Below are 19,868 nucleotides of genomic sequence, written 5' to 3'. Positions count from 1 at the left end.
TCGGAGAGAAGGTGGCCGCGAAGCGTCCGGATGATGGGGCTGCTCGTTAGAACACGCTAGGCCAACGCCAGAATGCTCCTGCAACGTTTCCTGATCCGTCTTGCGACTATGCTGATCACGCTGTTCGGCGTGGCCGTCGTCGTTTTCGTGGTCATCCGCGTCGCGCCCGGCGATCCGATCGCCATGATGCTGCCGCCCGGCGCCACCAATGACGACATCGCCCGGCTGCGCGCGCTCTACGGGCTCGACAAGACGATCGTACAGCAGTTCTTCATCTGGCTGTCCGGTGTCGCCAGGGGCGATTTCGGCACCTCGATCTCGCTGCGGCAAGACGTGCTCGGCCTCGTCTTCAATCGGCTGCCGGCGACGCTTGAGCTTGCCATCGTCGCGCTTGTCATGGCGGTGGCGATCGGTGGCACGACGGCGATACTCGGCGCCCGTGAACGCGGTACGGCGGTCGAAGCCGGCATCGACATCGCCAGCGGTGCAGCGCTCTCCATTCCCGATTTCCTCTGGGGCCTCGTGCTGATCCTGCTGTTCGGCGTGCTGGTGCCGATCTTCGACATTTCGGGCCGCGTGTCGCCGCAACTCGACCTGCCCTTCGTCACCCAGTTCTATTTCTTCGAGAGCCTGCTGCGGCTGCGCTTCGACCTGACCTGGGATCTCTTGAAGCACATGCTGATGCCGGCGATTGCCCTGGCGCTGCCGCTGGCGGCAATCATCTCGCAACTGTTGAAACAGTCGCTGAAGGAAGTGCTCGACCTCGACTATGTGGTGCTGGCGCGGGTCAAAGGGTTTTCGGAAACGCAGGTCATCCTGCGCGAGGCGCTGAAGAACGCCGCACTGCCGACGCTGACCCTGGTCGGCGTGCAATTCACCTTCCTCATCGGCGGCACGGTCATCGTCGAACGGCTGTTTTCCTATGAGGGCCTCGGCAACATGGCCATCGATGCCGTCATCAACCGCGACCTGCCGCTGATCCAGGGCATCGTGCTGGTCTTCGCGCTGCTGTTCGTGCTGATCAACCTCGCCGTCGACATGATGTATGCGCTGCTCAATCCGAGGCTGCGCCATGGATGAGGCACGCATCTCCCGGCGCGGATTGAGCCCGAGGCTGTGGCTCGCCGGCGGCTGGCTGCTGCTGGCACTGCTGGCGGCGATCTTCGCGCCGCTGGTGGCGCCGCAGGATCCGCTGGCGCAGGATTTAATGCTGGAGCGGTTGCCGCCGTTCTGGCTCGATGGTGCCGAGCCCGGCTATTGGCTCGGCACCGACAGCCTCGGCCGCGACCTGCTCTCGCGCCTGATTTTTGGTGGCCGCATCGCCTTCATCGTTGCTTTCGCGGCGGCGATCGCCGCCTGCGTCGTCGGCTCGACGCTTGGGCTGATCGCTGGCTATTTCGGCGGCTGGGCGGATCGCATCATCTCGCGCATCGTCGACGTCTGGATGGCCTTCCCGCCGGTGCTGTTCGCCATTCTGCTGGTTGCCGTGCTCGGCACCGGCTTAAGCTCCGTCATTCTCGCCATTGCGATCATCGACTGGACGCGCTTCTGCCGGGTGATCCGCGCCGAAGCCATGGGCCAGTCGCGCATGGACTATGTCGAGAATGCCCGCATCGCCGGGTATGGCCGCATCGGCATCATGCTGCGCGAGGTGCTGCCGAACGTCGTTCCCTCGATCGTGGCGCTGCTGTCGCTGGAGATGGGTATCGCCGTCATCGTCGAGGCGATCCTGTCCTTCGTCAATCTGTCGATCTCGACCGACGATCCGACCTGGGGCGGCATCATCGCCGAGGGCCGGCTCTCGATCCATCAGGCATGGTGGGTGCTGGTGTTCCCGCTGATCACGCTGATCCTCACCGTGCTGTCTTTCAGCCAGTTCGGCGAAGCGCTGAAAACGCGCTTCGATCCGGTGCTGCGATGAGCGCCTGTCTCGACATCGCCAATCTGAGCGCCGTGCTGGCCAACGGCCAGCGCGTGCTGCGCTCAGTTTCGCTTGCCGTGCAACCCGGCGAGGTGCGCGCGCTCGTCGGCGAAAGCGGCGCCGGCAAGACAATGATCGGCAAGGCGGTGCTCGGCGTGCTGCCATCGAGCGTGCGCATCGTCGAAGGCGATATGCGGCTCGAGGGCGAAGACCTCGGCAAACTCCAGCCCAGGGCGCGGCGCACGCTGATCGGCGCGCGCACGGCGCTGATCCCGCAGGATCCGCTGACCGCGCTCAACCCCTCGCGCCGCATCGGCCCGCAGATGACCGACCGGCTGGTGCGCATCCTCGGCTGGAGCGGCGACAAGGCCGACCGGCGTATCCGGCAATTGCTGGACGAGGTGCAGATCCGCGACCCCGACCGCGTGCTGAAGACTTATCCGCACGAACTGTCCGGTGGCATGCGCCAACGCGTGCTGATTGCCGCCGCATTCGCCGCCGAGCCACGGCTGATCGTCGCCGACGAGCCGACCACGGCGCTCGACGTCACCGTACAGAAGCAGATCCTTCGGCTGATCGGCGCGTTGCAGCGCGAGCACGGCACCGCGATCCTGTTCGTCACCCATGATCTCGGCGTCGTCGCCAAGATCAGCCAGAAAGTGTCGGTGCTCTATGCCGGCAAGGTGGTGGAAGAGGCCGAGACCGCAGCGCTGTTCGCGGCACCTCGGCACCCCTACACCCGGGCACTGATGGCTGCGACGCCGCGCTACACCGATCCCTTCGCTTCGTTGAGACCCGTGGACGAGACGGTGCTGGCCGGACTTGCCGCCGAGATCGCTTCCGCCGACCAGGCCTGGAGGCGCCCGCATGGCTGAGCCGCTGTTTTCCGTGCGCGGGCTGAAGGTTTCGCTGCCCGACATGACGCGCAAGCCGCTGATCGGCCGCGCACCGCTGGCCGAGATTCTGAAAGGCCTGGATTTCGACCTGCCCAGCGGCTCGGTGACCGGCATCGTCGGCGAATCCGGGTCCGGCAAATCGACGCTCGGCCGCGCGCTGGTGCGGCTGCTGGAGCCGAGCGCCGGCAGCATCCGTTTCGAGGGCCGCGATATCACCCATCTGCCGGAGGCGGCACTGCGGCCACTGCGCCGCGACCTGCAGATGATCTTCCAGGATCCGATGTCGTCGCTCAACCCGCGCCGCACCATTGCCAGCATCATCGCCGCACCGCTCAGGCAGAACGGGCTCGGCGACAATCTGAAATCCCGTGTCGCCGAGGCACTGCAACGCGTCGGCCTGCCGCAGAGCTTCGCCGGCCGCTATCGCCACCAGCTTTCGGGCGGCCAACGCCAGCGCGTCGGCATTGCGCGCGCGCTGGCGCTGTCGCCGAAATTCGTGCTGGCCGACGAGATCGTCTCCGGGCTCGACGTCTCGACGCAGGCCCAGATCCTCACCTTGCTGGAGAAGCTTGCCGCGGAGATGGGCCTGACGGTCGCCTTCATCAGCCACGATCTGTCGGTGATCCGGCGGCTCTGCCAACAGGTGATCGTCATGCGCGAAGGCATGATCGTCGAGGCGAGCGCCACCGACGCCTTGTTCGACAAGCCGCGGCAGGCCTACACACGCGACCTCATCGCAGCCATTCCGCTGCCCGAAATCGACGCGGGCTGGCTGGACATACCTTCCACAGGCAAGGCGCCGATATGAATGCGAACGCACGCCGAGAAGCGGGCCTCGGACGTGCGACTGGAAAATGACGAAGTCCCGCCAAATGGAGCAGGACTGACATGAAGACAACAATCGCAATTGCAACGCTCGCCGCTGCTATCCTTGGTAGTGCCGGCATGGCCTCGGCGGATTCGATCCCCGGCATGCACGGCCACGACCATACCGGCGTCACGGTTCCCGACATGAAGCAGGCGGTCGACTTCTTCACCGAGGTCGTCGGCTGCAAGAAGGCGATGTCGTTCGGACCGTTCGCCGACGACAAGGGCACCTTCATGCAAGACCTGCTCGGCGTCGATCCGAAAGCTGTCATCGAGCAGGTCACCATGGTCCGCTGCGGCTATGGATCGAACATCGAGCTGTTCAAATACACCGCGCCCGACCAGAAGGACCTGACACCGAAGAACAGCGACATTGGCGGCTTCCACATCGCCTTCTATGTCGATGATGTCGCCGCCGCGAAAGCCTATCTCGATGGCAAGAGCGTCAAGACAAGGATGGGGCCGCTGCCGGTCAAGGAAGGGCCCGCCGCTGGCCAGACCATCCTCTATTTCCAGGCACCTTGGGGCCTGCAATTGGAAGCGATCAGTTATCCCTCTGGCATGGCTTATGAGAAGACAGCCGAGACCGTGCTGTGGAGCCCGAAGAATCCGGAGAAATGATCTCTCGCGGCGCGCTTGCAGGACGTCACGGCAAGCGCGCCACCCAGGCCTGCATGATCATTTCGACATAAAACTTTAAGCTTGAAATATCTTACCTCCGGCGCGATACTGAGGCATAGCCAGCGAAGAGGAGATCGCACGGATGAAGGTTGCGGTTCTCGGCGGCGGACCAGCCGGCCTCTACTTTGCCATTTCGATGAAGCTGAGGGACGCCGCGCACGACGTGACGGTTTTCGAGCGCAATCGGGCCGACGACACGTTCGGCTGGGGCGTCGTGCTGTCGGCCGAGACGCTCGATAATCTTGCGAAGAACGATCCTGTCAGCGCCGTCTGGATCAAGAAGCACTTTGCCTATTGGGATGACATCGCCGTCATTCATGACGGCGTGCGCACGGTCTCATCAGGCCACGGCTTCTGCGGCATCGGCCGCAAGCGACTGTTGATCCTGCTGCAGCGCCGCGCGCGCGAACTCGGCGTCAAGCTGATGTTCGAAACCGACATCGCCGACCCAAAACCCTATATGGAGACGCACGACCTGGTCGTCGCCGCCGACGGGTTGAACTCCAGGGCGCGCAACAGCTTCGTCGATATCTTCAAGCCCGACATCGACACGCGCAAATGCAAGTTCGTCTGGCTCGGCACCAACCAGAAATTCGACGACGCCTTCACCTTCATCTTCGAGAAGACCGAGCATGGCTGGGTGTGGGCGCACGCCTACCAGTTCGACAGCGATACCGCGACCTTCATCGTCGAATGCAGCGAACAGACCTGGGCCGCCTTCGGCTTCGGCGCGATGTCGCAGCAGGCGTCCATCGCGGTGTGCGAGCGCATCTTTGCCAGGCATCTTGGCGGCCACGCGCTGATGACCAACGCCAACCATATCAGGGGCTCGGCCTGGATCAATTTTCCGCGCGTGCTGTGCGAGCGCTGGTCCTACAAGAATCTGGCGCTGATGGGCGACGCCGCGGCCTCGGCGCATTTCTCGATCGGCTCCGGCACCAAACTCGCCTTGGAAAGCGCGGTGGCGCTGGCCGACTATGTCGAGACCGAACCGGACCTCGAGGCCGCCTTCCGCAAATATGAAGACGCCCGCCGCACCGAAGTGCTGAAGCTGCAGTCGGCGGCGCGCAATTCTCTGGAATGGTTCGAGGAGGTCGAGCGCTATCTCGGCCTCGATCCGGTGCAGTTCAACTATTCGCTTTTGACGCGTTCGCAACGCATCAGCCACGAGAATCTGCGGTTGCGCGATGCCGAGTGGCTGGGCGGCGCGGAAGAGTGGTTCCAGCGGCAGGCCGGTGCCGGCGGCAACAGGCTGCGCCGGGCGCCGATGTTCGCGCCCTTCAAGCTGCGCGACATGGTCCTCAACAACCGCGTCGTCGTTTCGCCGATGGCGCAGTACAAGGCCGTTGACGGCCGCCCGACCGACTGGCATTTCACGCATTATGCCGAGCGCGCCAAGGGCGGCGCCGGGCTCGTCTATATCGAGATGACCTGCGTCAGCCCGGAAGGACGCATCACGCCCGGCTGTCCCGGCTTCTACGCGCCCGAACATGAGGTGGCGTGGAGGCGACTGGTCGATTTCGTCCATACCGAAACCGAGGCGAAGATCTGCGCCCAGATCGGCCATTCCGGCGCCAAGGGTTCGACCCGCGTCGGCTGGGAAGGCACCGACGTGCCGCTGGCCTCGGGCAACTGGCCTGTCATGGCGGCATCGGCCGTCGCGTGGTCGCCTGAGAACCAGGTGCCGAAGGCGATGGACCGCGCCGACATGGACTTGGTGCGCGATCAATTCGTGGCCTCGGCGGAAATGGCCGATCGCTGCGGCTTCGATATGCTCGAGATCCACGCCGCGCACGGCTATCTCCTGTCGTCGTTCATCACGCCGGTCACCAATCAGCGCACGGACGCCTATGGCGGCTCACTGGAAAACCGCATGCGTTATCCCCTGGAAATCTTCCACGCGGTGCGCGCCGCCTGGCCGGCGGAAAAACCGATCTCGATGCGCATTTCAGCCAATGACTGGGTCGGTATCGAAGGCGTGACGCCGGCAGACGCCGTCGAGATCGCGCGGATGCTGCATGAGGCCGGCGTCGATATATGCGATGTTTCGGCCGGCCAGACGTCGGTTGCCGCCAAGCCGGTCTATGGACGCATGTTCCAGACGCCGTTCTCCGACCGTATCCGCAACGAAGTCGGCATGGCGACGATGGCGGTCGGCAACATCTACGAGCCCGACCATGTCAATTCGATCCTGATGGCCGGCCGCGCCGATCTGGTGGCGCTGGCACGGCCGCATCTCGCCGATCCCTACTGGATGCTGCATGCGGCGGTGACGCTCGGCGACCGTGGCGTCAAATGGCCGGATCCTTATCTGCCCGGGCGCGACCAGCTCTACCGGCTGGCCGAGCGCGACGCCGCTGCGGGGCTGAAAGTATGACGGCCGCGACAACGATTCCCGGCAAGCACGCGCTGGTCACCGGCGGCGGATCCGGCGTCGGCCGGGCCATCGCGCTCACTTTGTCCGAGGCTGGTATCGACGTGACCATATGTGGGCGCCGCGAAGCTGAGCTCACCAAGGTTGCCGGCGAAAACGGCCGCATCCATAGCATCGTCGCAGATGTCACGAGCGAGGCGGCGATGGCGGCGCTTTACGAGATGGCGGAGGCCGCGCGCGGACCGTTCGACATCGTCGTCGCCAATGCCGGCATGGCCGGCAGCACGCCGGCGCACAAGACCGCCGTGGCCGACTGGCAGCGGACGCTCGACGTCAATCTGACCGGGGCCTTCCTGACGGTGAGGCCGGCGCTGGCCGGCATGGCCGCGCGCAAGGCAGGCCGCATCGTCTTCATCGCCTCGACCGCCGGATTGAAAGGCTACCCCTATGTCGCGCCTTATGTGGCGGCCAAGCATGGCGTCGTCGGCCTGATGAGGGCGCTGGCCGCGGAGACGGCGAGATCCGGCGTCACCGTCAATGCGGTGTGTCCGGGCTTCGTCGAGACCGACATGTTGGAGGAATCCATCCAGCGCATCGTCGAAAAGACCGGCCGCTCGGCTGGCGAGGCGCGAGCCAGCCTCGTCTCGACCAACCCGCAAGGCCGCTTCATCCAGCCGCAAGAAATTGCCGAAGCCGTGCTGTGGTTATGTGGCGACGCGGCGGCGTCGATCACCGGACAGGCGATTTCGATCTCGGGAGGTGAAACATGGTAGCCGGCCCCCTGCCCGTGCCACCGGGACCCGGCAAGGACCGGCTGCGTCTTTGGATAAGGCTGCTGCGGGCTTCACGCACGATCGAGGCCGAATTGCGCGAGCGCCTGAAGAAGGAATTCGACACGACGCTGCCGCGTTTCGACGTGATGGCAGCGCTTTACCGGGCGCCGGAAGGCATGCTGATGAGCGACCTGTCGCGCTTCCTGCTGGTGTCCAACGGCAATGTCACCGGCATTGTCGACCGGCTGGTGTCGGAAGGACTTGTCGCCCGGGCCCGCCGCAATGGCGACCGCCGCACCTCGATGGTGCGGTTGACCGAGGAAGGCACGAAGTCCTTTGCCACCATCGCCGCGGCGCATGAGGGCTGGATCGGCGAATTGCTGGGCAAGGTCAGCGAGGAGGATGCGCACCGGCTGACCGGCATGCTGACCTCGTTCCGCAGCAACTGGGAGGGACGCGAATGACTGCAATGGCCGGCCTCAAGCCGAAGCATTTCCTGTGGGAAGTCGAGGGTCGGATCGCCAGGGTCCGGCTCGACCGGCCGGAGCGCAAGAACCCGCTGACCTTCGACAGCTATGCCGAGCTGCGCGACACGTTCCGCGATCTCGTCTATGCCGAGGACGTCGACGCCGTGGTGTTCCTCTCCAATGGCGGCAATTTCTGCTCCGGCGGCGATGTCCACGACATCATCGGTCCGCTGGTCAAGATGGACATGAAGCAGCTCTTGGCCTTCACCCGCATGACCGGCGATTTCGTCAAGGCAATGCTCAACTGCGGCAAGCCGATCATCGCGGCGGTCGACGGCGTGGCGGTCGGCGCCGGCGCCATCATCGCCATGAGCGCCGACATCCGCATCGCCACGCCGGAAGCCAAGACGGCCTTCCTGTTCACCCGCGTCGGCCTTGCTGGCTGCGACATGGGCGCCTGCGCGATCCTGCCGCGCATCATCGGCCAGGGCCGCGCCGCCGAACTGCTTTACACCGGCCGAACCATGACGGCTACGGAAGGCGAGCGCTGGGGGTTCTACAACAGGCTGGTCGATGCGGCGGCTCTGGAGGCCGACGCGCTGGAGATGGCGGCCCGCATCGTCTCCGGCCCGACCTTCGCCCACGGCATCACCAAGACGCAGCTCAACCAGGAATGGTCGATGGGCCTCGACCAGGCGATCGAGGCCGAGGCGCAGGCGCAGGCGATCTGCATGCAGACGCGCGATTTCGAGCGGGCGTACCTGGCTTTCGTCGCCAAGGAAAAGCCGGTGTTCGAGGGGAATTGAGGATGATCGGTTTGCGCCCAGGCACCCCCCTCTGGCCTGCCGGCCATCTCCCCCGCAAGGGGGGAGATCAGCTGATTGCGTCGCTTTCGCCAATCGCCAGCGTTGCAAGATGGGCGGGAAGATTGAAGCTGCCAATCTCCCCCCTTGCGGGGGAGATGCCCGGCAGGGCAGAGGGGGGTGCGACGGATCGCGACCAAGATCAAGGGCGCATCCATGCCTGACCGTTCCTTCCTCAAGTGGCCGTTCTTCGAAGACCGCCATCGCGAGCTCGCCGAGCACCTGGACACCTGGTGCGCCGAAAACCTTCCCGTCGATCATCATGACGTCGACGCCGCCTGCCGCGAGCTGGTGGCGAAGCTCGGCAAGGATGGCTGGCTGAAGCCGACGGCGCTCGACACCGGCAATCCGGGACCGCTCGACGTACGCATCTTGTGCATCACGCGCGAGACGCTGGCGCGCCACGATGGGTTGGCCGACTTCGCCTTTGCCATGCAGGGGCTGGGCACCGGTGCACTCAGCCTGTTCGGGACGCCTGACCAGCAGCAATGGCTTTCGAAGACCCGCGCCGGCAAGGCGATCTCCGCCTTCGCTTTGTCGGAACCGCGCTCTGGCTCGGATGTCGCCAATACCGAAATGACGGCGACCAGCGATGGCGACGGCTACGTTCTCACGGGCGAAAAAACCTGGATCTCCAATGGCGGCATCGCCGACCTCTATGTCGTCTTTGCCCGCACCGGAGAAGCACCGGGTGCCAAGGGGCTTTCCGCCTTCCTGGTGCCGGGCGACGCCAAGGGGCTCGGTATTGCCGAACGTCTCGAAGTGATCGCGCCACATCCGCTGGCGCGGCTTTCGTTCGACCAGGTCCGGCTGCCTGCCTCGGCGCTGATCGGCAAGCCGGGCGACGGCTTCCGCATCGCCATGTCGGTGCTCGACGTGTTCCGCTCGACGGTCGGCGCGGCAGCGCTCGGCTTTGCCCGCCGCGCGCTCGATGAAAGCATCAAGCGCGTGGCCGAGCGCAAACTGTTCGGCGCGCCGATGGCCGAGTTGCAGATGGTGCAGGGCCATATCGCCGACATGGCGCTCGACGTCGATGCCGCGGCCCTTCTGGTCTATCGCGCCGCCTGGACTAAGGACATGGGTGCGGCGCGGGTGACGCGCGAGGCGGCGATGGCCAAGCTGTTCGCCACCGACAAGGCGCAGGAGGTGATCGACAAAGCGGTGCAACTGCATGGCGGCGACGGTGTCCGCAAAGGCCACATCGTCGAGAGCCTGTACCGCGAAATCCGCGCGCTGCGCATCTATGAGGGCGCATCGGACGTGCAGAAGGTGGTGATCGCGCGGCAAGTGATGGGCGCGGCCTGAACAGGTCGTGACCACGGACTGGATTGTTTTCGACGCGGATATTGCGGACCCGATATTGGATAGGCGGAGAGACGACATGCACGAGATCCTGCAGCCGGAAGGCTGGGCAAAACCGGTCGGCTACGCCAACGGCGTGGCGGCGCGCGGCAGGCTCGTCTTCGTCGGCGGACAGGTCGGCTGGAACGGGCAATGCCAGTTCGAGACCGACGATTTCGCCGGCCAGGTGCGGCAGACGCTCCAGAACATCGTCGCGGTGCTGGCCGAGGCCGGCGCGGAGCCACGTCACATCACCTCGATGACCTGGTATTTCACCGACAAGGTCGAATATCTCGGTAACCTCAAGGGGATCGGCGAGGCTTATCGCGAGGTGATCGGCCGGCATTTTCCGGCGATGGCCGCCATGCAGGTGGTGGCGCTGGTGGAGGACCGCGCCAAGGTGGAGATCCAGGCGACCGCCGTCGTTCCGGAATAAAGAATTCGTCTCTCCGGAATATTTTATTCGCGAAGCCCAGCCTGCCTCAGCAACGGCAGCACGTGGTCGCAAAAATAGGGCAATTCCCTGGTGTAGTTGACGAAGGATAGCGCAATGCCCTGGTAGCCGTGCGCGGCAATGGCGGCCATCTCGGCGGCAATCGTCTGCGGTGTTCCAACCAGCGGATAGGTGCCGGCGCCGCCGGCGAAACGCTGGCGATAGCGCTCATAGGCATGCGGGTCGTGCGACCGCGAGAATTCCTTCTTGCCGGCCATATGCGCATCGACCGCCTCGTGATCGGCCTGATCGACGGCATAGCGCGTGTAGTAAGCCTGCGCCTCTTCCATGGTCGGGCGGCAGACGACATGGGCCACGGTATAGACGCCGACCTCCCGGCCCACCTTGTCGGCCCGCTCGCCGATGTCGGCGACATGCTTGCCGGCATCGCCCATCTCGGAAAAGGTCGTGAACAGATAATCGCATCTGGCGGCGGCGAAGTCGCGGCCCGGGCCACCGAAAGCGGCGTTCATGGTCACCGGGCGCGGAACCTGCAGGCTGGCCGGCCGGCTGACCGCCTCCTTGAGGTGATAATAGGTGCCTTCATAGTCGAGCGGCTCCGCGGATGCGTAGAGCTTCTCCAGAATTTCAATCCATTCGGCCGCCTGGTCGTAACCCTTCTCGACCAGCGGCGTGCCAAACATGCCGAATTCCTTCGGGTTCCAGCCGCAGACGATGTTGAGGCCGGCACGGCCTTGGCTGATGTGGTCGACCGTCGCCAGCGCCTTGGCGGCATAGAGCGGGTGCACAAGCGGCACGTGCACGGTCATGAACAGGCCGATCCGGTCGGTGGCCACGCTGAGCGCCGCCGCCCAGGTGAAGGTCTCGAACGACCGCTCGCGCACCTTGTTGCGGCCGCCAAAGCCGCGCCAGCGGGCGATCGGCAGCAGAAACTCCAGCCCGGCGCGGTCGGCGATCTGGGCTGCCGTCAGATTGTCCTGCCAGCTCGCCGTCCAGCGTTCCGGCACATCCGATATGGCAAGGCCACCGTCGGCGTTGGTCGAGAAGACGCCAAGCTTCAGTTTGTTGGAGCCGTGCAACGGATGTGCTTTGTTCATGTCGCGACCTCCCGGCGAAGATCGCACGCTACGGCTCCGCGAAAATATTTCAAGCATGAAATAGCTTCGCCTGGCACTGGTTTGCCGATATGAAATCTGGCGGGATGAGAAAAGGGATAGGCATGAGCGAGTTCCGCCAGAAATGCATCGGCAAGAGCAGTCTCGTCGGCTCCTTCGCCGCCATTCCTCACCCCGTCGCAGTCGAGGTGATGGCGTTGGCTGGCCTCGACTTCCTCTGCATCGACTGGGAGCATGCCCAGATCTCGCGCGAGATGATCGAGAGCATGGTACGCGCCGCCGATGTGCATCGCGTGCCGGCGATGGTGCGCGTTCCCGGCCATGCGCCCGAAGCCATCCAGGCGGCCTTGGACAGCGGCGCACAAGGTGTGCTGGTGCCACGTGTCTCGACACCGGCACAGGCGGCAATGGCGGTGAAAGCGTCGCGCTATCCGCCACGAGGCGAGCGCGGTGTCGGACCCGGCCGCGCGGCCGGCTATGGCTATCGCATTCCCGAATACCTGGCTGGCGCCAATGAGCGGACCGTCGTCGCGATCCAGGTCGAAACCGTAGAAGGGTTGGCCAACGTCGACGCGATCGCCGCAGTGGAGGGCGTCGACATGGTCTTCGTCGGACCCGGCGATCTCTCCGTGTCGATCGACGCGATCGGACCGAAGGGCGCAGACAAGCTCGCGGATGCAATCCGCAGGATCATCGGCGTGACGATCGCGCACGACAAGACCTCCGGCATATTTTGCGCCAGCCCGCAGACCGTCGGCCAATGGGCAGCCGTCGGCGCCAGCTTTTTCGTGCTTGCCAGCGACACGATGTTTCTCGGTGCGGGCGCCGCGGCCAATCATGCCGCCGCCCGGGCCGAACTGGCGCGGGAAGACCCGCGCTAGCGCCTAGCCGAGCAGCAGCCGAGCAACTTTTTTAAGCTTAAAACTTTTGCCTTGAAAAGCGCGGCACTTTGGATAAGCATTCAAGATCAATCGCGGCCGTAGGGCTGGAGGGTTTTCCGGGCAATTCATCATTCTGCTCCGGGTAGGAGGGGTTTCAGTCCTTGTCGTTTGTGCTGCCCCAGTCATCGTCCAGCGCGCGCTATGCTTGCGCTGCATGCGCCCAGAACCCGCACACCGGGGCCATCGCCAACCTTGCCGCGCGCGTGAACACGCATGCGATCGCGACCAGATCGCGTCCGCGCTCGAGCGCATGGTCGCCACCATAAATTGACGCCCCGCTGGGAGGCGGGACGGCAAGAAACCGTGCGGGGCAGCCCGCCCGATCAACAACCAGAGGGAACACCCCAGAGGGACCACCAATGAACCTGACCCGTCGCAATCTCATCCTTTTCGCCGCGGCGATCGGCATCGCCGCCGGACCGGCAACCGCCTATGCCGCCGATGTGCTCAATGTCGGCGCCTACCCGACCAATCCGCCCTTCGAATACAAGAACGAGAGCGGCACGTTCGAGGGTTTTGAGGTCGACATCGTCAACGAGGCGGCCAAGCGCGTCGGCATGACAACGGACATCGCCGATCTCGGCTTCCAGGCGCTGTTCGCCGCGACCACGTCGAAGCGCATCGACGTCGCCATCTCCTCGATCACGATCACGCCGGAGCGGCTGAAGTCGCAGTCCTTCACCCAGCCCTACTATGATTCCGACATGGGCATCGCCACCAAGACCGACAGCGCGGTCAACACCGAGGCCAACCTCAAGGGCAAGATCGTAGGCGTGCTCTCGGGCTCGACCGGCGAGACCTGGGTCAAGGCGCACCAGGATGCCGACGGCTTCAGCGACGTGAAGGGCTATGACACGCAGCAGAACCTGCTGCTCGACCTCAGCGCCGGCCGTATCGACGCCGCCGTCAGCGACATTCCCGGCATGGAATATTCCTTCACCAAGATGAAGGACCTGAAGGTCAAGCAGCGCATCAAGACCGGCGAGCAATACGGCCTGATGATGACCAAGGATCATCCGCTGCTCGGCAAGCTCAACGACGCGCTGACGGCGATGAAGAAGGACGGCACGCTGGCCGCGATCCACAAGAAGTGGTTCGGCAGCGACGCCCCGGCCGATTCCTCGACCGTCAAGGAAATGCCGCTGCCCAAGGCCTGAGCGTCGGCCGACAGGACGAAAGGCGTGCCGGCTACAAAGGGGTCGGCACGTCCCGTTTTCACGCATAGCCTTCCCGGGACCAGCATCCGTTCGGCAAAGCCGATCTTGATATTCCGGGTCGGGCCCTGGCGTCAGATGACGCAACACCGTTCGGGAATGCCCTGATGTCGCTGATCGACACTTTCTTCAACGCCGACGTCATCGCGTCGAGCCTGCCGGCGCTGCTGCGCGGCTTCCTGAACACGCTGCTGCTCGGCCTGCTCAGTATCGGCATCGGCATTCCCATCGGCCTGGTGATCAGCCTTTTGCGGCTCTATGCGCCGAAGCCGCTGCGCTGGCTGGCGGTCGGCTACACCGACATCTTCCGCGCCTTGCCGGTTCTCGTCGTGCTGATCCTGATCTACTACGCGCTGCCGTTCCTCGGCATTCGCCTGTCGTCCTGGGCGTCGGCGGTGACCGCGTTCGCCATCATCATGTCGGCCTATTCGGCCGAAGTGTTCCGCTCCGGCATAGAGAGCATTCCGCGCGGCCAGTTCGAGGCGTCGCAGGCGCTTGGCCTGCCGTTCCTTTTGACCTTACGCAAGGTGGTGCTACCGCAGGCGGTGCGCGTCGTCATCCCGCCGATGACCAGCAACTGCGTCTCGATGTTCAAGGACACTTCGCTGGCCTCTACCGTAGCCCTGCCGGAACTGCTGAAGGAAGCGACCAACGCACAGTCGCTCTACGCCAACCCCTCGCCGCTGATCGGCGCGGCACTGGTCTATCTCATCTTCCTTTGGCCGATGGTTCGTCTCGTCAGCCTGCTTGAAGCCCGCTTCAAGGACGAGAAAGCCCGCTAGAGCGGTTCAGTGTTTGTTGGAATCCCCGAACCGCTCCAACTCTTTGTTTTCACGCAATTCCGGACGGAAAACCACTACGCACTTTTCCTGGAATTGCTCTAGCCACTCACCACAAGCACTTCGCAGGAGATATTCTTGAGCAATCCCCAGGCCACCGGCGGCTTCCCAGTCGACACCATTCGCGCCATGTTCCCTGCCCTGCAGCGGGCCGGCGATTTCATCTTCATGGACAATGCCGCCGGGGCGCAGATCCCGCAGAGCGTGCTCGACGCGGTGACCAACCACCTGGTCTCGCACAATGTCCAGCGCGGCGGCCGCTATGGCCGCAGCGTCACCGTCGACCAGTCGGTCGCCGACGCTCGGACAAGCGTCGCCTTGCTGATCAATGCCTACATCCCGGCGGAAATCTGCTTCGGCATGAACGCCACCTCCTTCATCCGTCTGGTCAGCCTCGGCATCGGCCAGATGCTGCAAGAGCGCGATGAGATCGTCATCACCGACATGGACCATGATGCCAACATCGCCACCTGGCTGGCGCTGGAATCAGCCGGCGCCAAATTCAAGTGGTGGCGGATGCGCGAGGACGGAAACCTGCATATCGACGATTTGCGTCCGCTGGTGTCCGACCGCACCCGTCTTGTCGCCTGCACGGTCACCGCACACTCGATCGGTTCGATCGTCGACGTCGCGTCCGTCGCGAAAATCGCGCATGCCGCCGGTGGCGAAGTGTTTCTCGACTGCGTGCATTACGGACCGCACGGACTGATCGACGTGCAAGCCTGGGACTGCGACTACCTCGTCTGCTCCGGCTACAAGAACTTTTCGCCACATATGGGCTTCCTGTGGGGCCGCTTCGAAACGCTGAAACGCTTGCCGACCTTCCGCGAGGATTTCATCCCGGACGAGCCGCCCTACAAGGTTGAGGCTGGCACCTTCATCTATGAGAACGTGTCGGGCATGGATGCCGCCGTACAGTATCTGGAATTGATCGGCCGCAATCTCGCGCCGTCCAACAACCGCTCGCGGCGCGAGAACATCGTCGCCGGCATGGGCGCCATCCGCGACTATGAGCTGGTGCTGGGGCGCGAGATGATGGGCGTGCTGAAGGGTTGCGGCGCAACCATCTACGGCGTCGCCGACGACGCCCGCATCAACGAGCGCGTACCGACCTTCTGCTTCAACATCGGCAAGCTGTCGCCACAAAGGATCGTCGAGGAAATGGCAGAGATGCAGATCGGCATCCGCGATGGCCACATGTACGCACCGCGGCTGATGAAGCGGCTCAACCTGTCGATGGACAGCGGCGCCATCCGCGCCTCGCTGGTGCACTACAACACGGTCGAGGAGATCCAAAAGTTCGGCGAGGCGCTGCGGGCAATCATTGCGAAGTTGTCGTGATCTCGGACCCTGGTCGGAACCTTTCCGTGGGAGTCGCGGCTACCTCGAGGTCGTCATCCTATGGCGAAGCAAGGAGCGAAGCGACGCGGCGCAGACCATAGGATGACGAAGAGACGTCAGGCAGCCTTCTTCTTCGCCAACCGCGCTTTAATGCTGGCGACATCGGCGCGCGGCGTGGCGGCGAACAGCGTCCTGGTGTAGCTGTGCTTGGGATCGGCAAAGACCTCGTCGCGCGAGCCGTATTCGACGGCCTCGCCGAAATACATCACCATCACATCGTCGGCGATGTAGCGCACCACCGAAAGGTCGTGGCTGATGAAGACATAGGTCAGCTGGAATTCATCCTGCAGGTCGGCGAGCAGGTTGAGCACCTGCGCCTGCACCGACAGGTCGAGTGCGGAGACCGGCTCGTCCAGCACCAGCAGGCTGGGGTTCAGCATCAGCGCGCGGGCGATGGCGATGCGCTGGCGCTGGCCGCCCGAGAACATGTGCGGATAGCGGTTGTAGTGCTCGTGACCGAGGCCGACCTTCTTCAGCATTTTCATGGCGAGGTCGCGCCGCTCGGCGGCCGATCTGTCGGTGTTGATCAGCAGCGGTTCGCCCAACACGTCACCGATCTTCTGGCGCGGATTGAGCGATCCGTAAGGGTTCTGGAAGACGATCTGCACCTTGCGGCGCATCTCCTTCGTCAGTCCGCCCTTGGCGATGTCGACCTTGTTGCCGTCGATGAACAATTCGCCTGACGTCGCCGGATCGATCAAGGTGATGATGCGGGCGAGCGTGGACTTGCCACAGCCGCTTTCGCCGACGATGGCCAGCGTCTTGCCCTTATCCACCGTGAACGAGACGCCCTTGACCGCATGCACCGTGCGCGGCCCGGTGAACAGGCCGCCGCCGATATGGTAGTCGCGAACGATGTTCTTGCCTTCGAGGACCGTGGTGCTCATGCGGAGGCTCCCGCTGCCGAGGGAGCTGGCTCGAACAGCATGTCGGAAACGGTCGGCAGCCGGTCGCCGACGGCGTTTTCCGGCAATGCCGACAGCAGCGCGCGCGTGTAATTGCTCTTCGGCGATTCAAACAGCGACAGCACGTCGGCCTCTTCCATCTTGCGGCCCTTGTACTGGACGATGACGCGATCGGCGGTCTCGGCCACCACGCCCATATTGTGAGTGATCATGATCAGGCCCATGCCGTATTTGGCCTGCAGCGAGACGAGCAGATCGAGGATCTGCTTCTGGATGGTGACGTCGAGCGCGGTCGTCGGCTCGTCGGCGATCAAAAGCTTGGGATTGCAGGCAATGGCGATGGCGATCATGACGCGCTGGCACTGGCCGCCGGACATCTGGTGCGGAAACGAGCTCAGCCGTTCTTCCGGATCGGCAATGCCGACCAGCTTCATCAGCTCGACGGCGCGGGCCCTGCGCTGAGCGCGGTCCATGCCCATGTGGAAGCGCAGCACTTCCTCGATCTGGAAGCCGACCGTGAAGCACGGGTTGAGGCTGGCGACCGGCTCCTGGAAGATCATCGAGATGTCCTTGCCGACGATCTTGCGGCGCTCGGACGGGCTGAGTTTCAACAGGTCGACGCCGTCGAAGGCCATGCGGTCGGCCTTAACCGTCGCGGTGTTGGGCAACAGCCCCATGACCGCCAGCATCGACACCGACTTGCCGGAGCCGGACTCGCCGACGATGGCCAGCACCTCGCGCGGCTCGACCGAAAGATCGATACCTTGCACGGCCATGAACGGTCCGGCGGCGGTGTCGAAGGAAACGGTAAGGTTCTTGATCTCAAGCAGGGACATGCTCACGACCTCTTCAGCTTGGGGTCGAGGGCGTCGCGCAGGCCGTCGCCGATCAGGTTGATGGCAAAGACGGTGATCAGGATGGCGAGGCCGGGAAAGGTCACCACCCACCATGCGCGCAGGATGAACTCGCGCGCTTCGGCGAGCATCGTGCCCCATTCAGGTGTCGGCGGCTGCGCGCCCATGCCGAGGAAGCCGAGTGCGGCCGCCTCGAGGATGGCGTTGGAGAAGGACAGCGTCGCCTGCACGATCAGAGGGGCGATGCAGTTGGGCAGGATGGTGACCAGCATCAGCCTGAGATGGCTGGCGCCGGCGACCTTGGCCGAGACGACATATTCGCGGGTCTTCTCCGCCATCACAGCGGCGCGGGTCAGCCGGGCGAAGTGTGGCTGCAGCACGAAGGCGATGGCGATCATGGCGTTGACAAGGCCAGGGCCGAGCACCGCGACCAGCACCAGTGCCAGCAGCAGCGACGGGAAGGCCAGGATGATGTCCATTATGCGCATGATCAGCGTGTCGACCCAGCCACGGCAGTAGCCGGCGAGCAGGCCGAGGATGACGCCGGAGATCAGCGCCGTGGTGACGACGACGAAGCCGATGGCGAGCGAGAAGCGCGAGCCATAGATCAGGCGCGAAAGCATATCGCGGCCTACAGCGTCGGTGCCGAGCAGGAACTGCGCGTTGCCGCCCGTCTGCCAGGCCGGGGGCGTCAGGAAGAAGTCGCGGAACTGATCGTCCGGCGAATGCGGGGCGAGCAGAGGCGCGAAGATGGCGATCAGGATCAGCAGGGCGAAGACGAAGAGACCGATCACCGCGCCCTTGTTGATCGAGAAATAGTGCCAGAATTCGCCGAACATCTGCAGCCGCGCGTCCTGCGGCTTGACGACGGTCGCGGCTTCGATGGCGGCTGGGCCTTCATTGGTCATGTCAATTCGCCCGGATACGCGGGTTGATGACGGCATAGAGCACGTCGACGATAAGGTTCACCGACATGACGATCAGCGCGATCAAAAGCAACCCGCCCTGCACGGTGAAATAGTCGCGCTTGGAAATGGCGTCGATCATCCACTTGCCGATGCCTGGCCAAGAAAAGATGCTCTCGGTCAGGATGGCGCCGGTGAGCAGCGTGCCGACCTGCAGGCCGATGGTGGTGACGACCGGGATCAGCGCATTTCGGAAGGCATGCAGACCGATGACACGGCGCGGCGCCAAGCCCTTGGCGCGCGCGGTGCGTACATAATCCTCGCCCAGCACTTCGAGCATGGCCGAGCGCGTCTGCCTGGCGATGACCGCCAGCGGAATGGTGCCGAGCACGATGGTGGGCAGAATAAGGTGCGACACCGCCGAGCGAAAGGCGCCCTTCTGGCCCGAGATGAGGGAATCGATGGTCATGAAGCCGGTCACCGGCTTGAAGAAGTAGAGAAGGTCGATGCGGCCCGAGACCGGTGTCCAGTGCAGCGTACCGGAGAAGACGATAATCAGCAGCAGGCCCCACCAGAAGATCGGCATGGAATAGCCGGCGAGCGCGGTGCCCATGGTCAGCTGGTCGAACCAGGAGCCGCGGCGGATGGCGGCGAAAATGCCGAAGGCGACACCGAAGATGATGGCGAAGATCATGGCGAAGATGGCGAGTTCGACCGTCGCCGGGAACCGCACCAGGAAATCCTTGAGCACCGGTGTCTTGGTGGAAAACGAGGTGCCGAAATCGCCGCTGAGGATGTTGGTCAGATAGGTCAGATACTGTTGCCAGATCGGCAGGTCGAAACCGAACTGATGCATCAGCGCCGTGTGGCGTTCGGGCGACAGGCCACGTTCGCCCGCAAGCACCAGCACCGGATCACCGGGCAGGATGCGCACGAAGCCGAAAGCGAGGATGGTTATCCCGATGAAGGTCGGGATGATGAGGGCGAGCTTGCCGAGGATATAACGCAGCATGGCGGGCGAGGTGGGGCGGCGCCCTGTGGCGCCGCCCCGTTTCGC

At 64.1% G+C, this 19,868-nt stretch carries 20 protein-coding genes; 15 read left to right on the top strand and 5 right to left on the bottom strand.

What is annotated here, in order from left to right:
- Positions 1-72: 72 nt before the first annotated feature.
- From O7A70_RS04070 to O7A70_RS04020, 11 genes are all read left to right on the top strand, one after another.
- Positions 73-1,080: an ABC transporter permease gene (locus O7A70_RS04070; RefSeq protein WP_337139145.1), complete on the top strand. Its 1,008-nt coding sequence runs from the start codon at positions 73-75 to the stop codon at positions 1,078-1,080.
- Complete coding sequence (locus tag O7A70_RS04065) at positions 1,073-1,921, top strand: ABC transporter permease (RefSeq protein ID WP_337139143.1); 849 nt, start codon at positions 1,073-1,075, stop codon at positions 1,919-1,921. The genes O7A70_RS04070 and O7A70_RS04065 overlap by 8 nt, the downstream gene beginning before the upstream one ends.
- Positions 1,918-2,796, top strand: a complete 879-nt coding sequence (locus O7A70_RS04060) for an ABC transporter ATP-binding protein (RefSeq protein ID WP_337139141.1) — start codon at positions 1,918-1,920, stop codon at positions 2,794-2,796. The genes O7A70_RS04065 and O7A70_RS04060 overlap by 4 nt, the downstream gene beginning before the upstream one ends.
- Positions 2,789-3,625 (top strand): ATP-binding cassette domain-containing protein, encoded by an 837-nt coding sequence (locus O7A70_RS04055; RefSeq protein WP_337139140.1) that lies wholly within the window; start codon positions 2,789-2,791, stop codon positions 3,623-3,625. Before O7A70_RS04060 ends, O7A70_RS04055 begins: the two co-directional genes overlap by 8 nt.
- Before the next feature lie 80 nt (positions 3,626-3,705).
- Positions 3,706-4,305, top strand: a complete 600-nt coding sequence (locus O7A70_RS04050) for a VOC family protein (protein WP_337139138.1) — start codon at positions 3,706-3,708, stop codon at positions 4,303-4,305.
- 142 nt (positions 4,306-4,447) lie between these two features.
- Entirely contained in the window at positions 4,448-6,742 is a 2,295-nt protein-coding gene (locus O7A70_RS04045) for a bifunctional salicylyl-CoA 5-hydroxylase/oxidoreductase (protein WP_337139136.1), read from the top strand.
- Positions 6,739-7,512 (top strand): SDR family NAD(P)-dependent oxidoreductase, encoded by a 774-nt coding sequence (locus O7A70_RS04040; protein WP_337139135.1) that lies wholly within the window; start codon positions 6,739-6,741, stop codon positions 7,510-7,512. Before O7A70_RS04045 ends, O7A70_RS04040 begins: the two co-directional genes overlap by 4 nt.
- Positions 7,506-7,976, top strand: coding sequence for a MarR family winged helix-turn-helix transcriptional regulator (locus O7A70_RS04035; RefSeq protein WP_337139134.1), 471 nt, complete (start codon positions 7,506-7,508; stop codon positions 7,974-7,976). Before O7A70_RS04040 ends, O7A70_RS04035 begins: the two co-directional genes overlap by 7 nt.
- The gene (locus O7A70_RS04030; protein WP_140510608.1) at positions 7,973-8,785 is read left to right on the top strand and encodes an enoyl-CoA hydratase family protein; all 813 of its coding nucleotides are present in this window, start codon (positions 7,973-7,975) and stop codon (positions 8,783-8,785) included. The genes O7A70_RS04035 and O7A70_RS04030 overlap by 4 nt, the downstream gene beginning before the upstream one ends.
- A gap of 213 nt (positions 8,786-8,998) precedes the next feature.
- Positions 8,999-10,147, top strand: a complete 1,149-nt coding sequence (locus O7A70_RS04025) for an acyl-CoA dehydrogenase family protein (protein WP_337139131.1) — start codon at positions 8,999-9,001, stop codon at positions 10,145-10,147.
- 76 nt (positions 10,148-10,223) lie between these two features.
- Complete coding sequence (locus O7A70_RS04020) at positions 10,224-10,619, top strand: RidA family protein (RefSeq protein ID WP_337139130.1); 396 nt, start codon at positions 10,224-10,226, stop codon at positions 10,617-10,619.
- Positions 10,620-10,642: 23 nt separating this feature from the next.
- Here O7A70_RS04020 and O7A70_RS04015 read toward each other — a convergent pair whose 3' ends face one another.
- The gene (locus O7A70_RS04015; RefSeq protein ID WP_337139129.1) at positions 10,643-11,734 is read right to left on the bottom strand and encodes an LLM class flavin-dependent oxidoreductase; all 1,092 of its coding nucleotides are present in this window, start codon (positions 11,732-11,734) and stop codon (positions 10,643-10,645) included.
- A 122-nt stretch (positions 11,735-11,856) separates the two neighbouring features.
- Between O7A70_RS04015 and O7A70_RS04010 the strand changes: the two genes are divergently transcribed.
- From O7A70_RS04010 to O7A70_RS03995, 4 genes are all read left to right on the top strand, one after another.
- Positions 11,857-12,633: an HpcH/HpaI aldolase family protein gene (locus tag O7A70_RS04010; protein ID WP_337139127.1), complete on the top strand. Its 777-nt coding sequence runs from the start codon at positions 11,857-11,859 to the stop codon at positions 12,631-12,633.
- A 419-nt stretch (positions 12,634-13,052) separates the two neighbouring features.
- Positions 13,053-13,850: an ABC transporter substrate-binding protein gene (locus O7A70_RS04005; RefSeq protein WP_337139125.1), complete on the top strand. Its 798-nt coding sequence runs from the start codon at positions 13,053-13,055 to the stop codon at positions 13,848-13,850.
- A gap of 164 nt (positions 13,851-14,014) precedes the next feature.
- Positions 14,015-14,689, top strand: a complete 675-nt coding sequence (locus tag O7A70_RS04000) for an amino acid ABC transporter permease (RefSeq protein ID WP_127870695.1) — start codon at positions 14,015-14,017, stop codon at positions 14,687-14,689.
- Between the two features lie 135 nt (positions 14,690-14,824).
- Positions 14,825-16,087, top strand: coding sequence for a cysteine desulfurase-like protein (locus O7A70_RS03995; RefSeq protein ID WP_337139124.1), 1,263 nt, complete (start codon positions 14,825-14,827; stop codon positions 16,085-16,087).
- A gap of 116 nt (positions 16,088-16,203) precedes the next feature.
- Here O7A70_RS03995 and O7A70_RS03990 read toward each other — a convergent pair whose 3' ends face one another.
- From O7A70_RS03990 to O7A70_RS03975, 4 genes are all read right to left on the bottom strand, one after another.
- The gene (locus O7A70_RS03990; RefSeq protein WP_337139123.1) at positions 16,204-17,034 is read right to left on the bottom strand and encodes a dipeptide ABC transporter ATP-binding protein; all 831 of its coding nucleotides are present in this window, start codon (positions 17,032-17,034) and stop codon (positions 16,204-16,206) included.
- On the bottom strand, positions 17,031-17,888 hold the full coding sequence (locus tag O7A70_RS03985) for an ABC transporter ATP-binding protein (protein WP_337139122.1): 858 nt from the start codon (positions 17,886-17,888) through the stop codon (positions 17,031-17,033). Before O7A70_RS03985 ends, O7A70_RS03990 begins: the two co-directional genes overlap by 4 nt.
- Positions 17,889-17,890: 2 nt before the next feature.
- Positions 17,891-18,745 carry an ABC transporter permease subunit gene (locus tag O7A70_RS03980; protein WP_246672893.1) on the bottom strand — a complete coding sequence of 285 codons (855 nt, stop codon included), beginning with the start codon at positions 18,743-18,745 and terminating at the stop codon, positions 17,891-17,893.
- Positions 18,746-18,815: 70 nt separating this feature from the next.
- The gene (locus tag O7A70_RS03975) at positions 18,816-19,823 is read right to left on the bottom strand and encodes an ABC transporter permease subunit (RefSeq protein ID WP_027142137.1); all 1,008 of its coding nucleotides are present in this window, start codon (positions 19,821-19,823) and stop codon (positions 18,816-18,818) included.
- Positions 19,824-19,868 lie beyond the last annotated feature (45 nt).

This window comes from Mesorhizobium sp. Cs1299R1N1 (genome assembly GCF_037179655.1).
GTDB classification, from domain to species: domain Bacteria; phylum Pseudomonadota; class Alphaproteobacteria; order Rhizobiales; family Rhizobiaceae; genus Mesorhizobium; species Mesorhizobium salmacidum.
Note: the sequence above shows the minus strand (reverse complement) of the source record. Positions and strands in the feature narration are given on the sequence as shown.

Excerpts from the sequence above, each read along its gene's own strand:
- O7A70_RS04040 (WP_337139135.1), top strand. The coding sequence starts at position 6,739 with ATGACGGCCGCGACAACGATTCCCGGCAAGCACGCGCTGGTCACCGGC.
- O7A70_RS04030 (WP_140510608.1), top strand. The coding sequence starts at position 7,973 with ATGACTGCAATGGCCGGCCTCAAGCCGAAGCATTTCCTGTGGGAAGTC.
- O7A70_RS03985 (WP_337139122.1), bottom strand. The coding sequence starts at position 17,888 with ATGTCCCTGCTTGAGATCAAGAACCTTACCGTTTCCTTCGACACCGCC.
- O7A70_RS04015 (WP_337139129.1), bottom strand. The coding sequence starts at position 11,734 with ATGAACAAAGCACATCCGTTGCACGGCTCCAACAAACTGAAGCTTGGC.
- O7A70_RS04000 (WP_127870695.1), top strand. The coding sequence starts at position 14,015 with ATGTCGCTGATCGACACTTTCTTCAACGCCGACGTCATCGCGTCGAGC.
- O7A70_RS04065 (WP_337139143.1), top strand. The coding sequence starts at position 1,073 with ATGGATGAGGCACGCATCTCCCGGCGCGGATTGAGCCCGAGGCTGTGG.
- O7A70_RS04020 (WP_337139130.1), top strand. The coding sequence starts at position 10,224 with ATGCACGAGATCCTGCAGCCGGAAGGCTGGGCAAAACCGGTCGGCTAC.
- O7A70_RS03975 (WP_027142137.1), bottom strand. The coding sequence starts at position 19,823 with ATGCTGCGTTATATCCTCGGCAAGCTCGCCCTCATCATCCCGACCTTC.
- O7A70_RS04050 (WP_337139138.1), top strand. The coding sequence starts at position 3,706 with ATGAAGACAACAATCGCAATTGCAACGCTCGCCGCTGCTATCCTTGGT.
- O7A70_RS04045 (WP_337139136.1), top strand. The coding sequence starts at position 4,448 with ATGAAGGTTGCGGTTCTCGGCGGCGGACCAGCCGGCCTCTACTTTGCC.
- O7A70_RS03990 (WP_337139123.1), bottom strand. The coding sequence starts at position 17,034 with ATGAGCACCACGGTCCTCGAAGGCAAGAACATCGTTCGCGACTACCAT.
- O7A70_RS04035 (WP_337139134.1), top strand. The coding sequence starts at position 7,506 with ATGGTAGCCGGCCCCCTGCCCGTGCCACCGGGACCCGGCAAGGACCGG.
- O7A70_RS04005 (WP_337139125.1), top strand. The coding sequence starts at position 13,053 with ATGAACCTGACCCGTCGCAATCTCATCCTTTTCGCCGCGGCGATCGGC.
- O7A70_RS03980 (WP_246672893.1), bottom strand. The coding sequence starts at position 18,745 with ATGTTCGGCGAATTCTGGCACTATTTCTCGATCAACAAGGGCGCGGTG.
- O7A70_RS04060 (WP_337139141.1), top strand. The coding sequence starts at position 1,918 with ATGAGCGCCTGTCTCGACATCGCCAATCTGAGCGCCGTGCTGGCCAAC.
- O7A70_RS04010 (WP_337139127.1), top strand. The coding sequence starts at position 11,857 with ATGAGCGAGTTCCGCCAGAAATGCATCGGCAAGAGCAGTCTCGTCGGC.
- O7A70_RS04070 (WP_337139145.1), top strand. The coding sequence starts at position 73 with ATGCTCCTGCAACGTTTCCTGATCCGTCTTGCGACTATGCTGATCACG.
- O7A70_RS04025 (WP_337139131.1), top strand. The coding sequence starts at position 8,999 with ATGCCTGACCGTTCCTTCCTCAAGTGGCCGTTCTTCGAAGACCGCCAT.
- O7A70_RS04055 (WP_337139140.1), top strand. The coding sequence starts at position 2,789 with ATGGCTGAGCCGCTGTTTTCCGTGCGCGGGCTGAAGGTTTCGCTGCCC.